At 60.7% G+C, this 12488-nt stretch carries 11 protein-coding genes; 1 reads left to right on the plus strand and 10 read right to left on the minus strand.

Annotation, left to right across the window (positions count from 1 at the left end):
* Positions 1-54: 54 nt before the first annotated feature.
* The 7 genes from CABTHER_RS14790 to CABTHER_RS14820 all read right to left on the minus strand — a co-directional run bounded on the left by CABTHER_RS14790 (position 55) and on the right by CABTHER_RS14820 (position 7154).
* Entirely contained in the window at positions 55-900 is an 846-nt protein-coding gene (locus CABTHER_RS14790) for a tetratricopeptide repeat protein (RefSeq protein WP_014101492.1), read from the minus strand.
* Positions 901-1114: 214 nt separating this feature from the next.
* The gene (locus CABTHER_RS14795; protein WP_014101493.1) at positions 1115-1762 is read right to left on the minus strand and encodes a tetratricopeptide repeat protein; all 648 of its coding nucleotides are present in this window, start codon (positions 1760-1762) and stop codon (positions 1115-1117) included.
* 27 nt (positions 1763-1789) lie between these two features.
* Positions 1790-2092, minus strand: a complete 303-nt coding sequence (locus tag CABTHER_RS14800; protein ID WP_014101494.1) for a hypothetical protein — start codon at positions 2090-2092, stop codon at positions 1790-1792.
* Positions 2093-2173: 81 nt separating this feature from the next.
* Positions 2174-3607, minus strand: coding sequence for a serine/threonine protein kinase (locus tag CABTHER_RS16345; RefSeq protein WP_014101495.1), 1434 nt, complete (start codon positions 3605-3607; stop codon positions 2174-2176).
* Entirely contained in the window at positions 3604-4464 is an 861-nt protein-coding gene (locus CABTHER_RS14810; RefSeq protein ID WP_014101496.1) for a PP2C family protein-serine/threonine phosphatase, read from the minus strand. The genes CABTHER_RS16345 and CABTHER_RS14810 overlap by 4 nt, the downstream gene beginning before the upstream one ends.
* 44 nt (positions 4465-4508) lie before the next feature.
* The gene (locus CABTHER_RS14815; protein WP_014101497.1) at positions 4509-6305 is read right to left on the minus strand and encodes a trypsin-like peptidase domain-containing protein; all 1797 of its coding nucleotides are present in this window, start codon (positions 6303-6305) and stop codon (positions 4509-4511) included.
* A 186-nt stretch (positions 6306-6491) separates the two neighbouring features.
* Complete coding sequence (locus tag CABTHER_RS14820) at positions 6492-7154, minus strand: hypothetical protein (RefSeq protein WP_148264139.1); 663 nt, start codon at positions 7152-7154, stop codon at positions 6492-6494.
* Positions 7155-7391: 237 nt separating this feature from the next.
* Between CABTHER_RS14820 and CABTHER_RS14825 the strand changes: the two genes are divergently transcribed.
* A complete protein-coding gene (locus CABTHER_RS14825; RefSeq protein ID WP_014101500.1) occupies positions 7392-8654 on the plus strand; it encodes an RNA-guided endonuclease InsQ/TnpB family protein in 1263 nt (420 codons plus the stop codon).
* A gap of 339 nt (positions 8655-8993) precedes the next feature.
* Here CABTHER_RS14825 and CABTHER_RS14830 read toward each other — a convergent pair whose 3' ends face one another.
* Genes CABTHER_RS14830 through CABTHER_RS14840 form a run of 3 tightly spaced genes read right to left on the minus strand, consistent with a single transcriptional unit; the run spans position 8994 to position 12437 of the window.
* A complete protein-coding gene (locus tag CABTHER_RS14830) occupies positions 8994-9470 on the minus strand; it encodes a hypothetical protein (RefSeq protein ID WP_014101501.1) in 477 nt (158 codons plus the stop codon).
* Complete coding sequence (locus tag CABTHER_RS14835) at positions 9442-11085, minus strand: hypothetical protein (protein WP_014101502.1); 1644 nt, start codon at positions 11083-11085, stop codon at positions 9442-9444. The genes CABTHER_RS14830 and CABTHER_RS14835 overlap by 29 nt, the downstream gene beginning before the upstream one ends.
* Positions 10998-12437 carry a hypothetical protein gene (locus CABTHER_RS14840; protein WP_014101503.1) on the minus strand — a complete coding sequence of 480 codons (1440 nt, stop codon included), beginning with the start codon at positions 12435-12437 and terminating at the stop codon, positions 10998-11000. The genes CABTHER_RS14835 and CABTHER_RS14840 overlap by 88 nt, the downstream gene beginning before the upstream one ends.
* Positions 12438-12488: the final 51 nt, after the last annotated feature.

Here is a 12488-nt window from a genome sequence, read left to right on the forward strand (position 1 = left end):
CCCGTGAGTGGTGAGGTCTCAAGCTCACCACCCACAGTTTTTGGGAGGTCAAGGCTATGGGGTGGCGGGCTGTATCCCCGTGGCAAATCTATAGACCCGCAGAGCAAGTTCTTTTTCAGCATGCCGATTCGTCCAGGGGGCGAAGTTGTAGTTTTTCGTCTTTTTCTGGCTGTCACGCACCTTGACATGGAAGGCGGCATATTCCGATCCGACGAACTCATTGGGGAGGAATTCCCGGATGCTGTTGTGGTCAGCGGTAAAGGTATGTTGGCCATCGTCGGCCTGGAAGGCCACGCCGTCGGCGCTGATATGCAGATAGCCGGTACAGTTGCGTACAAAGAGGCCGTCGTGGTCATGAAAGACCCGGAACACGGCACTTCCCCCCCGCTTGATGGCCTCGCGCATGCAGTACTCGGCAGCACCCAACTGGTCTTTCCAGTACAGATAGGTTATTCCCAACAGTGAGAAGGCGTAGGGACCGGAAGGTTCCAGATCGGCCGCTTTTGTCAGGAGACGCTCTGCCTTATCCGGTTCATTTCTCCACAGGGCCTCCATGCCCTGCTTCAGGAGAGGTTCATACTCCGGCGCCCAGGCATCAGAAGGCGGCGTATTCTGCGCCGGGTCCTGCGGGGGGTTGTCGGAGGACCTCCAGTTGTGGGGTGGGGCAACGCCTTTGCAGCTTGGGTGGTTGAGGGAAAAACATTCTGCCCGCCCAACCAGGCGCATGGGATGTCCGATACCGGCGGTTTGTCGTCTGGTTTTCTGTTTGACGGTCTGGCGCAACCGTTCAGAAGCCAGGTTTTTCCCGGAAACCGACGGTTGCCCACTCAGCGTCAGTACTGGAAAAGCCAGAAAGACAAGGCAGACCCACAACCGGGAAGTGCTCTTTTTGTGGTTCATCGCTCCCCCAACCTCTCTTCTTCCCGGTCAGTCAGAAGTCACAGGTTGAGGGTTTGACAGCAGCGCTTGCGCGCCCGTTATGGCACGTTCACGGCCGGAACCCTCTGCCGGGTTGGCGCCCTTTGGCTTCTGCCGGCAGGTAATCCCCTCGTGACAGACTGACCCAATACGTGTGTGGTGATGTTTTGATTTCACCACACACGGTTGGAGGAGGCTAGTCTCTGGAGGGCGGGAGGCGCGTCAGGCCGGCGGCGTTGTAGAGCCGGATAGCCAGCTCTGATTCAGAACGCTGCTGTGTCCGGGGAGCAAAGTTGAAGTTTTTGGTCTGGTTCTGACCCGTGCGCACCTTGATGTGAAAAGCGCCGTATTCCGACCCGACGAAGGCGTTGAGTTTGAATTCCCTGATGCTGTCGCGGGTGGCGGCAAAGGTATGTTGGCCATCATCCGCCCGGAAGGTCACATCCTGGGAAGTGATGAACAGGGAGCCAAAGCAAACGCTGGTGAAGAAACCATCGTGGTCGTGGGCTACCCGTAATGCGGCACTGCCGCCCAACTCGATGGCGCGCCGCATGTGGCGTTCAGCCATTGCGAGGTCCGGCTTCCAGTAAAGACAGGTCATCCCCAGCATCGAGAAGGCACGCGGGTCGGAAGGATTCAAGCTGGCGGCCGTTGTGAAGTGGGTCAGGGCCAGATCGGCCTGCTCACTGCGCAGGGCCGCCACCCCCTGGTCGAAAATGTCATCATAGTCCGGCCCTGGAGTTGGGGGCGGCGGCGTGTTGACTGACGACTCAGCATCCTGTTTCCAGGACGATGCGTTGTTGTTCGTCGCCGTGGCATTGGACTGGGTATCGTTCTCGTACATGCCAACCGGGTCTGCAAGGATGCCACGCTAGTTGAGGCGTACAGCCTCGATAATTTCGGGCGTGGCACCGGCGGCCAGCAATGCCTGCTCGTTCTCGTCTGTAAGCTCGAAATCAACCCCGCGCCGTTCAATCTCACGGATAATCTCTGCCGTTGACAGGCCATTGATGCGGAGGGCCTGTGTCAAACCGGGCAAGCGAATCGGACGCTTGGCGCGGGCAGTGGTTTGTCGCCCCGGTTTCTGTTTGGCAGCCTGGGGCGCTTGGCCCGCAACGAGAAGCATCTCGGAGCTGGAGAACTGCCAACTCAGGATGAGGGGAAGAACGATCATAAAGACGAAGAAAGTCCACGACCGGGAAGGTCCTCTTCTGCGGTTCATCGTCCACCTCACTTTCTCCTGGTCAGTGCGCCGTCACTGGTCGAGGGCTTTGAGGGCCTCGCGGCGGCGGCGTTCGCGCTCACTTACCACGGCGCGGTCTTTGTCCCTGCGTTTCGGCGATGGCTTTTCCCTGGACTCTTCCGGCGCCGTCGCCCGGTCGGATGCCACCGGTGGCGGAACCACCGATGGTGGTGTTGCCGGGGTCGAGCCAACCGGCGCTCTGGGTGGTGGCAAGGTCTGAATGTTCTCTGGATCAGTTTCCGGAACCGTGGTCGGCCGTTCCTCGATGGATACCGGCGATGTCGCAGCAGGTATCTGGGAAGAAGCTGATTCCCTGTCTGGCGGCAGAGGCGGTGTCGTCACGCTGCCTGTCGGTGGCGTGGCCGGGTGGTGGTGCACCCAGACATAAGCCAGCATCGCCAGCAGAAACGCAAAGACGGCAAAGCCGGCCAGGCTCCAGGTGAGCACCTTGCGCCACGGCGGTTCGGTTGGCTTCAACGCCGGACGTGGCAGGGTGGGGTTGGCCACAGACGGTATGGCCCTGGCCGGCGGCGTGAAAGGTGCGGCCACAGGCGCCACGGGTGTTACGGGCGGCGGCGCGTGTGGAAGTTGAACGGCCACTCGCAGGTGGGCAGGAACTGAAGCGAGGCCCGGCGCAGCAGCCAGCGACAGGGCCAGCTTGAATTCTTCCGCCGTCTGGAAACGCCGCAGCGGGTCTTTCTCCAGGGCATGCAGGACCACCTGAGCGACGGTTTCCGGGATGGTCGGCGTCAACACCTGTGGCGGCGGCGGGGGATTGTGGATGTGTGCCTGAAGCAGGGCGTACTCACTGTCGGCAACGAAGGGCACGCGCCCGGTCAGCATTTCGTAAAGCAGAATCCCCAGCGCATAGATGTCGCTGCAGGCATCGGCTTCCTTGCCCTGGATTTGTTCGGGCGACATGTATTCGAGCGTGCCCACAATGGCGCCGACCCGTGTCTGGTGGCTGCTTCCCATGGCGCGGGCAATGCCAAAATCCATGACCTTGGGTGTGCCATCCGGCAACATCATGACGTTGGACGGCTTGAGGTCGCGGTGAATGATGCCGTGCTGATGGGCATGGCCGATGGCATCGAGGATGCCGGAAAACACGACAACGGCCTGGCCCAGCGGCATGGCCCCGTACTGTCGCAGCCAGGCATCGAGAGACAGTCCCGGCAGGAACTCCATCACCATGGCGAACTGCTGCGGGCCAATCGGCACAAAGCCATACAGCGTTGCAATGTTGGGATGATTGAGTTTCGCCAGCAGAACGGCTTCGGTACGAAACCGCTCGATGAGTTGCAGGTTGTTGACGAGTTCCGGCTTGAGAACCTTGATGGCCACCGGACGGTCAAGCATGACATCCACACCGCGATAGACCGTCCCCATGCCACCCGTCCCCAGGCAGGATTCGACGCGATAAGTGCCAATCACACTGCCGATCATGAGACGACCCTCACTTCCCGGGTCTCGCGCAGCCGCAGGGGGACAGCTCCCACTGGCTGCGCAGCCCCCTCTGAACCGGCCGCCCACACCACCCCGACCGTGATGTTGTCGTGGCCGCCACGTGCTTTGGCGAGATCAACCAACCGTTGACAGGCGATGTCCGGCGGCGCGTCGAGCAGGACGGCGTACATTTCCTCATCGGTGACAAGGTCGTGCAGGCCGTCCGACACCAGCAAAAACTGATCCCCAACGGATACCCGTAAGGGGCGCTCCCAGAAACCCGGCGTGATGGTGGGCCTTGTGCCCAGCGCCTTGAGCAGGATGTTTTTCTCCGGATGCCGCTCAGCAGCCTCGCGTGACAGGCGCCCCTGGCGGACATACTCCATGACCTCTGAATCATCTTCGGTCATCTGGTAGATACGCCCGCCCCGAATCAGGTAGAGACGGGTATCCCCGACGTGGGCAGCAAAGGCTTCCCATGCCCGGATGGCCAGCGCCGTACAGGTTGTTCCCATGCCGCGCAGCAGGGGGTGTCGCCGGGCGGTCTCCCAGATCAGATGGTTGGCTTCGACAAAAGCCTCCCGCAGGGCTTCAGCCGGCTCGGCTGGCGAGGTGTAATAGACCTGGCGGATGACTTCCGCCGCCATCCGGCTGGCCACCTCCCCTCCCGCGTGGCCGCCAAGACCATCGGCAACCACCACCAGCGTCCCCTTGTGCGCGGCTTCCGACGTTTCAGCCGGGGGCACTTCCGAAAGCGCAAAATCTTCATTGACGCTCCGCTGACAACCCACATCGCTCAGCAGAGCAACGCCCAGCGTCGGTTGGGAAAGCTGGATGTCACCAACACCTTGCGTCATGGCCGTCTCTCCTTTCTGCCAGCGCACGTGGCTTCTGGCAGCACCTACCGGCTGGCCGGGTTCATCAACTCCAGGGCATACCGAATCGGCACGGCGTAGGTGACGCGCTCGGCGCCCGCATTGAACACGGCGATGACGCGCCCACGGTTATCGAAAACCGGTCCGCCGCTGTTGCCCGGACCTGTCGAGTTGATGGAGAGTTGATAGCTGTCCCCCATGACGCTCACGATCCGGTCCCGACCGGCGATGGTCGTCGAGGTGTCATCGCGCAGCAGCGAGCTGATGACGCCCGAACTGACGGTGACATGGGGCACCACTCTGGTCTGCGCCTCACGGTTGAAGATGTCTTTGGAAGCAACGACACCGTATTTCTTCGGCGTCAGTCCGGGATACCCCAGGACCGTGACGCTGTCACCGGGCTTGATGCTGTCGTAGCCGTCAAACAGTTCGACGGGCTTGATGCGCCCCGGGACACCGATCTTGACCAGGGCTACGTCGTGGCGGTCGGAAGACACCGAAAGCTGGCCCAGAATCCGCTGCGTCTTGTTGGCAAAGGTCACGTAGAGGTAGTCGTTGCGTCCCTCGAAGCCACCCTGGAGAAACTTCCCTCCGGCCTGCTTCGTCTCGCTGGGCACCCACTCCGGCAGGGTCGCCAGAAAGGTGCAATTGCCGCTACCCACATCGAAGACCATGCCAGTGGCATCTGGAAACTCATAGCGCGACTTCCAGCTCGCGGCCACATGCCGGTTGGTGAGCAGGAAACCATCCTCACTCACGACAAACCCCGTGCCCGTGTGTTCGCCGCCAATCGGGCGGTTGCCCTTCGAATCCGTGGTCAACCACGGTTCAATCGTGCCGTCTTGAAGGCGTACAAACAGCGGCAAACCGTCCTGGAAGCGGTGGTACAACTGTTGTCCGGTTGGGGTGTAGATCAGCTTCCAGCCAACTTCGAGATACACCACGGAAGCCGAGTTCGCCGCGGCAATGGCGCTGGCATCGAGAGGGGTATCCAATTTTTGACGCTCAACTTTTTGACGCTCAACCTCCGAGCGGGCTGCTTCCGCCTGCTGTTTGCCCCGTTGGGTTTCCTGCTCAGCAACAACAATTTTTGTATTCACCTGCTGCTGCTTGTATCCCAGATAGCCAAGGTAACTGACCAGCCCGGCCACCACGAGCAGCACCAGGGAGGACACCAGCACAATGGTCAACCGGTTGTCACTTTTGGCCTGGCCAATCATGCGTTCGACCGTCGCCTTGCCAATCCCACCCCCTGCTGCAACCGGCGTCACCGCAACCGGCGGCTGCCAGGTGGCAGGCGGCGGAGCGCCAGCCGGCCCCCCAGGGGGCTTCATTGGAGAAGCCATGGCGGCTGGCGCCATGGCAGCCGGTGGCTGAACATCGGCCACCCGGGTCGGTTTGGGCGGCGCTGGAGCCAGCCCTTCACCGGCAATGCGCGTGGGACGGGGGGCTTCCGGCGGACGCGGTTCAAGATCAAAGATGAACTCCGGCCCACCCGGGCCAAGCTGTACGACATCGCCCGGATAGAGCCGAACCGGCGCCGCAATTCGCTGCCGGTTGACGTACGTCCCATTGCGACTTCCCAGGTCTTTCAGGGTGAAGACCGGATGCTCTCCTCCCTCGATGCTGATTTTGGCGTGATGCCGCCCCACGAGATCATCCCGGTCGGGGTCATAGCGAACCCGGCAGGCGGCGTCACGCCCGATCTCCAGTTCGTTCAGGTGTGCCAGCGGAAATTCCTCAATCTGGTTGACCCGCGAACCACTGACATGACGCAAAACGATTTTGGTTACGGTTGGTGAAGTGTACGTCGCGGTGGCCATGGCAGGCGCTCCTTTTATCTGGTTTGGGGACGGCGATGACGGCATCGTGTCGCAGTGGTTTCCCCTCACCCCTTCAAGCGCAAAACAGGCGGCGAGCATGCCAACGGATGAAAAAATTTTGGCGGCGAGCCGGCCCCCATAAGCCGAGACCCACCGCCAGGTTTCATCGGAGAGCGTATGACGCGCCTAGCGCAGGCCCGTCGTGACGACCAACTTGCCCTTTGCGAAGGGATTGTCCTCGTCAGGAAACGTCACCACAGGATACCGTGACGGAGCGGAGGGATCGTAATCCCACATACCGGTAGCGATGACTTGCCCGTTGCGCCCGGCAACAAACTTGATGCGGCCGCTACGCTCGGCATCCGCCGGGATCGTAACCCGTACCCGACGGGTCTCACCCGGTCCAATGCGGTTTTCAGGGCCGAAGGCTTCGCCGGCAACACAGAGATGGACCGGATCACTGGAAGCGTTTTTGAACACGGCCTCAATTACCTTCTGGGATGAAGGCGGAGGTTGCCGCATCCCACCACCCGGAGGACTACTCGGTGGACTGACCGGAGGGCTGGTTGGCGGCGGTTGCTGTCTCCCGCCACCGGGTGGGTTGTCCGGTGGACTGGCCGGCGGTGTCCGACCGTCAGCTTCGGCCGGATACCCCTTCACCACAGCCATCCCGGCGCCGCCAGTCCCGCTGTTCTGCGCCCACGTCGCCGGGTCAGAGTCCACAATGGTGTATGTCCCGGCCGGCACGACGACATTCGGCGCACATTCCCAGTACGCATTCGGCACGCCACCCTGCCCCGGCGTCCCCCGCATCTGCCACGGCCCGTATATCCTTCCGCTGCTTTGCATCAAACCCACAGTCCCGGGGCGTGCGCCACGGCCGTGGTTCCAGTGGTACGTCTTGACCTCCTCTCCCGCCTGAAGGCGGGGGATTCCCGCCCGTCGCGAGAAGTTGCGTTTCTCACTACGCCGCCGCTTGTACGGCGGTGTCACTTACCGAAAAAACGCCGTAAAGCCCTGCACTTTAGGGCAGGGATATAAGGCGCACGCTGTTTTATCAAGCCAAACCTGTGCTAAAATAGCAGTATGAGAGTCATGGAAGCCAAGCTACTCAACGGGACAGCAGAGCAGTATCAGGCTCTGGATGAAGCCATCCGTACCGCACAGTTTGTCAGAAACAAATGTGTGCGGTACTGGATGGACAACAAGAGCGTAAACAAAGCTGTTCTCTATGCCCACTGCAAAGACCTGGCCAAAGAGTTTGACTTTGCCAGGAAGTTAAACTCAGCGGCAAGGCAGGCAAGTGCAGAGCGAGCTTGGGCTTCCATTTCTCGGTTCTATACCAACTGCAGAAACAAGGCGGTCAAGAAAGGCTATCCGCAGTTCAAGAAGAACTGTCGGTCGGTCGAGTACAAGCTGTCCGGCTGGAAGCTGTCTACTGACGGCATGTCCATCACGTTCACCGACGGCTTCAACGCAGGAACATTCGCCTTGTACTGCAATGGTGAGGCAAGACACCATATCCTAAGCTTCAAAATCAATCGGGTGCGGGTGATACGCAGGGCAGATGGATACTATGCCCAGTTCTGCCTGGATGTGGAGCGCAAAGAGCGGGGAGAATACACAGGCAATGTGATTGGCATTGACTTGGGCTTGCAGGCTTTCTACACCGACCAGAACGGCAACCCTGTAGAGTGTCCCAAGTATCTGCGGAAAGCAGAGAAGCGGCTAAAGCGCCACCAGCGCAGGTTGAGTAGGAAGTTCAAGAAAGGGGCGAAACCTCAATCCAAGAACTACCACAAGCAAAAGAAAAGACTAGGCAAAGCACATCTGAAAGTCCAACGCCAGCGTAAAGACTGGGTGATTAAGTTAGCTCGGTGCGTGGTAGCATCTCACGATGTCGTGGTGTACGAAGACTTGCAGATGAAGAACCTGGTCAAGAACCATCATCTTGCCAAATCCATTCATGATGCTGGCTGGTCTCAATTCACTGCGTGGCTGGACTACTACGGCAAGGTGTGGGACAAGGCAGTCGTCAGCGTACCGCCGCAGTACACCACACAGGACTGTAGTAACTGTGGGCGTATGGTAGTAAAAACCCTATCCACCAGAACCCATAGTTGTCCTCAATGTGGATTTGAATCAGACAGAGACCAGAATGCGGCTTTGAACATCCTCAAGAAGGGACTAAGCATCTTGGGAATGGAGTGGCAAAACAGTACCTTTGGGCAAAAGGGAACTGCCTCGAAAGAGGGAACGCTTGGGGAGAGATGCACCGCTGCTTTAGAGGGGCAACCTGATGAAGTAAGTGCGCTCGCAGAACCAAGAACAAGAATCCCCTGCCTTTAGGCAGGGGAGTATGTCAATGGTTTCCAGAGGCAGGCAACGGAATCGCTTGACTCTGGTGCGGGCTATGGTTTTGCAGATGGTCTGGTTGATCCATGCGCTGCCGATCTCGATCTGGGCAAACGACCGGCTAGTGAGCTTGCGCTAGTGAGCTTGCGCCGTTCTGGTTTCGGCATCGCCAGGATCGTATTGGCAACCTCTGTGTTACGGGACTGAAGACGCGCCAATTCTTCCGCCTTGACCCGGTTCAGGCGCAGGAAAGGGAGCTTGAGGGTCTTGGTTACGGTTGCCATGGTGATATGATGCACTATCTTCCGAACGAATATCAGGAGCAATTCTTCGCTATCCATCCCCGCCCTGAAGGGAGGGGCTTTTCGCGGGGAAGCCCGGTAAACTGGCAATGATGGCTTTCGCTTCGCGCTGGGCGGCCTCAACCTGTCGCACCAGGTAGGCGCGGTCGCTGTTGTCCCAGCAACCGCCGCCGCTGACACTGTAACTGACGACCAGGCGCCCCGGTTTGCCAATGGCCTGCCCCCGCCCACTCGCTCCCAAGTAAGAACCGGTGTATCCAGAGCCCCACGACCCACGGCGTATCCAGACGGCAAAATCCGCCAGCGCCCCGTCAAATGCGCCAATTTTCAAACTGCTGACCCCTTCGATGCCGCCGCCTTTGAATAGCCCAACCGCCATGTCAGAAGGCACGTCGCCCTGCGGACGGTCCTTCAACATTTTTTCCGCCCAGGCGCGGATAGCCTGCGGATGTTGTAGTTCATCGGTTGTGGACACCGGCTCAATGTAGGCCTGGACGGTGGCCGTCACACGGCTCTCCCACCCGTAGGGGCCTTTGATGACCGCGGGCTTGCGGGTCAAAACAAGCCCATCCTTCGAGTTTGGCCCGCTTGATGGTTTCCAGGTCATGCGTCGCCGAAGCTTCCGCCCTGGCAATATCGGTGAGATAGCGCCGGAGCAGGTCGGCATCGAGTTCGGGCTTGGCGGTCAACGGCAGCGAGCGCGTCAGGGGCCGTGGTCGGACGACCCGGCCCAACCGGCTGATCATGGCGCCTTCAATGGCTTCCCGCGCCTGCACAACACCTTCGTACACACGAAGAAACTTCTGGATGGCTTTGACGGCGGCGACCTGTTTCTCCCGGTCAGACATCAGCCACCCCTTGATGACGCTATAGGGTGCGCCTTCCGCCTCCAGCGACCGCGTCCCTTCCGCCGTGATTTCCAGTGCCCTGAAAACGGTTTGCAGCCGTTCATATTGCTCGACGGCCTTCCGGCCACGGTCGGTATCCAGCGCCAGTTCGGCGGCCCGGCGTTCTTCAAAGGTACGCACAATGGCTTCGGCCGTGGCTTGCCGGGCCTGTTGCCGCCACGACTCACGGGCCGCCAGGAGGGTATCGAGCGCCCGGCGCTGTCCCCGGTCAAGAGACGACGCCCACGCTTCCGCCGTGGTCGCATCCTGGGGCAGATTCACGCCCCACATTTTGCCCAGGTCAGTGAGGTCCTCATTGACCTTGCGAGTTCCGGCACAGGCCCGCATCAGTGGGCCATCCTGGGTAAACAGTCCCGGCCGCCCCTGGTTGACGGTGGCCTGAATGGCTCTGGCCAGCGCCAGAATGGCCAGGCGATTGGCGCCCGAACCGAAGTCCGTCGCCGTTGAGCGGCGGATGAAATCCTGCGCCACGGCTTCGGCTTCTCCGTCACACATGGCGTCCACAAACTGGCGTGCGCCGGGCACCCCGCCGACATCCAGCCCCCCCAGATCAACCAGTCGTGCCTGGTCGTCAAAACGACTGGCGGCGTAGAGGCGGTCGAGTTGCTGGTCGAACAGCGTCTGTGCCCCCAAGGTGATGACCGTTTCGCCGAGGGCTTCGACCAGCGCCGGCAGCGCCGTTTCAGGCACGAGCAGATACATCACGGCCCGGAGAAAAGCCGCGTTGTCACCCTGTTTGAAGGCGTACAGCGATTGGAAGACCATCCCGAAAAAGGTGTTTTCCACGAGGGTCCGGCTCAGCGCCATGACGAGTTCGACATCGCTTTGCGCGGTGGTGATGCTGTTCAGTACACCGGCCCACATGGACGCTGACCCCAGATAATCCACCACCTTCAGCCCTTGGGCCCGCGCCGAAGTGCCGATCTCGGTCAACAGATCAACTGTGCCGCTTCGGTAGCGCCCCTCGGCCGGTGGAAAGATGCGCCCGATGTCCAGCATCTGACCGGCCCGCTTGAGCAGTTCCTGCCCCAGTTCGGTGAGTTCCAGAAGCTCTTTCAGACGGTTCTTTTTCCCTGCTTCGGCCTGGCGAATCCTTTCCAGGGCAAGGCGCTGCTGGCGCAGGGCATCTATCGTGCCGTCCGCTTCAGCCTGGCGTACCTTTTCGATGGTTTGCCGGGCGGCCCGGGCATGCTCGGCATAGCTGCCCCCCCCCATGCCCTCGACGATCCGAAAATCATTTTCCAGCCGGTCGAGGGCTTGCCGGCGGCGTTCCGGGGTTGGCTCCTCCAGGTGATGCGGTCAATCTCGGCCTGGTAGGCGACTTCCGAATACCGCAGGATCATCTCCGTCAGCCGGTTGCCGAGTTCCTGCAAACCGGCGTCCGGGTAATTGCCGAAATGCTGTCTGAGCAGGATGTCGAGTTCGGCCGGCGTGGCTTTCTCAACGGCGCGGGCCAGGCTCAGCAGCGAGGTGTAGGCTGGATCGGAGAGCAGCGGATCATCGGCAATGAGTTGCCTGACCCCCGGTGCGGCCTGTGCCAGCGTGTGGGCGCGGGGCAGGTACTTGAGCATCCGCTTGAGCCGCGTCCTGGCATTCAGGTGGGGCACATCGAGCACCTCCAGGCGCAGGTGGCGGGCCATGTCCAGGCAACCGCCGGGTGCCGTCGAAGTCTGGCTGCGGAAGTAATCCACGCCCAGTCCTTCGAGGATCGGGCGGTAGCGCTCCCAGAGCGTCTGTCCCTGCCCGCCGCCCGTATCGTTGAAGACGCTCTCACGTAAAAACCCACGCGCATCAAACATCCGGTCATAATCGCCGTTGCGGGCGGCTTCATGGCGCAACCGGGCCATCATCGAGGCATAGGCCAACTCGCCGGCCGGGTCGCCACGCCACAGTTCGATGGTGCGCGTTTTGCCATCGGGGTAGATGAGTTCAATCCTTTTGAGATTACGTCTGGCCCAGTCAATCCCGCCCTGGGTTTCAAACACATGGGATTCGACTTCCGCTCCCTCGGCCGTGACGACGACATCGAAATCCCGGAGTTGAAACCCCTGCGCCCCCAGCGTCTCCAGAATGGCAGCGCCGCAGGCATCGCGGACCTGACGGTTGACCTCCACATCCGCCCCAAAGATGGTGAAATCAAAGTCGCTCCCCACATTGACCGGCTGGTTGGAATCGGGCCACGAACCAGAGTCGCCAATGGCACTCAGGCTGCGCCCCTGGGGAGTCCCAACCCATGAGCGCAAGGCCCTCTGGCGGCCTTCCAGAATGGCCTGGCGGACTTTGCCCTGGTAAGTGCGCTGTTTGACCTCGATTTGGGCAAACTGCTGCCGTATGTCCTCCGCGAGTTGTCCCCGCTGCTGTGCCAGGTTGAGTGCGCGCAGGGTATCAATCACAGGTACATTGGGCACGAGCTGCCGGATGCGCTCGGACAGCGTCACCGGAGACTGGCCATCCCAGTTCAGAACAGCCCGCCCGACTTCATTCAGAGCGGGCAGGTCCTGTGGCGTAACACCGGCAACGGGTTGACCGGCGTGGAGACTGAGAAAGCACAGAACCGTGAACAGCACACCGAGACGAACTGAAAACCACCACGGGGAAAACCTTCTCCCAACGGGAAG

Origin of the sequence: Chloracidobacterium thermophilum B (assembly GCF_000226295.1) — a bacterium.
GTDB lineage: Bacteria > Acidobacteriota > Blastocatellia > Chloracidobacteriales > Chloracidobacteriaceae > Chloracidobacterium > Chloracidobacterium thermophilum.

Excerpts from the sequence above, each read along its gene's own strand:
- CABTHER_RS14820 (WP_148264139.1), bottom strand. The coding sequence starts at position 7,154 with ATGCAAAGCAGCGGAAGGATATACGGGCCGTGGCAGATGCGGGGGACG.
- CABTHER_RS16345 (WP_014101495.1), bottom strand. The coding sequence starts at position 3,607 with ATGATCGGCAGTGTGATTGGCACTTATCGCGTCGAATCCTGCCTGGGG.
- CABTHER_RS14825 (WP_014101500.1), top strand. The coding sequence starts at position 7,392 with ATGAGAGTCATGGAAGCCAAGCTACTCAACGGGACAGCAGAGCAGTAT.
- CABTHER_RS14800 (WP_014101494.1), bottom strand. The coding sequence starts at position 2,092 with ATGATCGTTCTTCCCCTCATCCTGAGTTGGCAGTTCTCCAGCTCCGAG.
- CABTHER_RS14810 (WP_014101496.1), bottom strand. The coding sequence starts at position 4,464 with ATGACGCAAGGTGTTGGTGACATCCAGCTTTCCCAACCGACGCTGGGC.
- CABTHER_RS14835 (WP_014101502.1), bottom strand. The coding sequence starts at position 11,085 with ATGGGGGGGGGCAGCTATGCCGAGCATGCCCGGGCCGCCCGGCAAACC.
- CABTHER_RS14815 (WP_014101497.1), bottom strand. The coding sequence starts at position 6,305 with ATGGCCACCGCGACGTACACTTCACCAACCGTAACCAAAATCGTTTTG.
- CABTHER_RS14790 (WP_014101492.1), bottom strand. The coding sequence starts at position 900 with ATGAACCACAAAAAGAGCACTTCCCGGTTGTGGGTCTGCCTTGTCTTT.
- CABTHER_RS14795 (WP_014101493.1), bottom strand. The coding sequence starts at position 1,762 with ATGTACGAGAACGATACCCAGTCCAATGCCACGGCGACGAACAACAAC.